At 56.6% G+C, this 2,500-nt stretch carries 1 rRNA gene (cut by a window edge); it reads right to left on the bottom strand.

The features are described 5' to 3' along the window. A 23S ribosomal RNA gene (locus EJ913_RS31150) occupies window positions 1-2,500 on the bottom strand (it continues 246 nt past the right edge of the window).

The raw sequence follows: 2,500 nt of genomic DNA on the forward strand, positions 1-2,500 counted from the left end.
GAGATCAAGCCGATCGAGCGATTAGTAAGGCTTAGCTTCAGGCGTTGCCGCCCTTCCACACGCCTCCTATCGACGTGATGGTCTATCACGGCTCTCAAGGGAGCTCTGGTTTAGAGGTGGGTTTCCCGCTTAGATGCTTTCAGCGGTTATCCCGTCCGTACTTAGCTACCCGGCCATGCCACTGGCGTGACAACCGGTGCACCAGAGGTACGTCCATCCCGGTCCTCTCGTACTAGGGACAGATCCTCGCAAAACTCCTACACCCACGGCAGATAGGGACCGAACTGTCTCACGACGTTCTAAACCCAGCTCACGTACCACTTTAATCGGCGAACAGCCGAACCCTTGGGACCTGCTCCAGCCCCAGGATGTGATGAGCCGACATCGAGGTGCCAAACGACGCCGTCGATATGGACTCTTGGGCGTCATCAGCCTGTTATCCCCGGCGTACCTTTTATCCGTTGAGCGATGGCCCGTCCACATGGAACCACCGGATCACTATGGCCGACTTTCGTCTCTGCTCGACTTGTCAGTCTTGCAGTCAGGCGGGCTTATGCCATTGCACTCGACGAGCGATTTCCGACCGCTCTGAGCCCACCATCGCGCGCCTCCGTTACACTTTGGGAGGCGACCGCCCCAGTCAAACTACCCGCCATGCAGGGTCCCGGGCCCGGATAACGGGCCGCGGTTAGATGCCAGAGATCTCAAGGGTGGTATTTCAAGGTTGGCTCCACCAGAGCTGGCGCCCCGGTTTCCAAGCCTCCCACCTATCCTACACATGAGATCCCTAGCACCACTGCAAAGCTGTAGTAAAGGTGCACGGGGTCTTTCCGTCTGACCGCGGGAACTCCGCATCTTCACGGAGAGTTCAATTTCGCTGAGTTGGTGTTGGAGACAGCGGGGAAGTCGTTACGCCATTCGTGCAGGTCGGAACTTACCCGACAAGGAATTTCGCTACCTTAGGACCGTTATAGTTACGGCCGCCGTTTACCGGGGCTTCAATTCAGAGCTTGCACCCCTCCTCTTAACCTTCCGGCACCGGGCAGGCGTCAGACCCTATACGTCGCCTTGTGTGGCTTCGCAGAGCCCTGTGTTTTTAGTAAACAGTCGCTACCCCCTGGTCTGTGCCCCCCGCCCATGCTTGCGCACGAACGGGGCCCTCTTCTTCCGAAGTTACGAGGGCAATTTGCCGAGTTCCTTCAACACCATTCTCTCAAGCGCCTGGGTATACTCTACCTGTCCACCTGTGTCGGTTTGGGGTACGGTCTGATGCGGGGGCTATTTCCTGGAACGGGTCCACAGCATGTCCAATCCGATAAGGACATACACGCTTTCCCATCCGTCACTCACCCGCTGGCACAGGACTATTAACCTGTTTCCCATCGACTACGCCTTTCGGCCTCGCCTTAGGAGCCGGCTCACCCTGCGTGGATTAACCTTGCGCAGGAACCCTTGGACTTTCGGCGAGAGTGTTTCTCACACTCTTTGTCGCTACTCATGTCAGCATTCTCACTTCCGATACCTCCAGGCGGCCTCACGGACACCCTTCGCAGGCTTACGGAACGCTCCGCTACCACGTGATCCTAAGATCACATCCGCAGCTTCGGTACACGGCTTGAGCCCCGATACATTTTCGGCGCAGGCCGGCTTAACTAGACCAGTGAGCTATTACGCTTTCTTTAAAGGATGGCTGCTTCTAAGCCAACCTCCTGGTTGTCATGGCCTTCCCACATCCTTTCCCACTTAGCCGTGATTTGGGGACCTTAGCTGGCGGTCTGGGCTGTTTCCCTCTCGACGATGGACCTTAGCACCCACCGTCTGTCTGCCGGACTCTGCTTCCAGGTATTCGGAGTTTGGTTAGGTTTGGTAAGGCTCGCGCCCCCCTAGCCCATCCAGTGCTCTACCCCCTGGAGCAATATCCGACGCGCTACCTAAATAGCTTTCGCGGAGAACCAGCTATTTCCTGATTTGATTGGCCTTTCACCCCTAGCCACAGGTCATCTCCGACTTTTTCAACAGGCGTGAGTTCGGTCCTCCAGTGCGTGTTACCGCACCTTCAACCTGCCCATGGCTAGATCATCAGGTTTCGGGTCTAAAGCATGCAACTCGGTCGCCCTATTCAGACTCGCTTTCGCTGCGCCTCCACCTACCGGCTTAAGCTCGCTGCATACTCTAAGTCGCTGACCCATTATACAAAAGGTACGCCGTCACCCCACATGGAGGCTCCGACTGCTTGTAGGCATCCGGTTTCAGGAACTGTTTCACTCCCCTTGTCGGGGTGCTTTTCACCTTTCCCTCACGGTACTGGTGCACTATCGGTCACTGAGGAGTACTTAGGCTTGGAGGGTGGTCCCCCCATGTTCAGACAGGATTTCACGTGTCCCGCCCTACTCGAGGATTGCTTCCGGTTTACCCATACGGGACTATCACCCACTGTGGTCCGACTTTCCAGACGGTTCCGGTTATGTAGAAGCAATCACTGGCCTGGTCCGCGTTCGCT

It is taken from the genome of Azospirillum doebereinerae (assembly GCF_003989665.1).
In the GTDB taxonomy this organism is placed as follows: Bacteria; Pseudomonadota; Alphaproteobacteria; order Azospirillales; family Azospirillaceae; genus Azospirillum; species Azospirillum doebereinerae.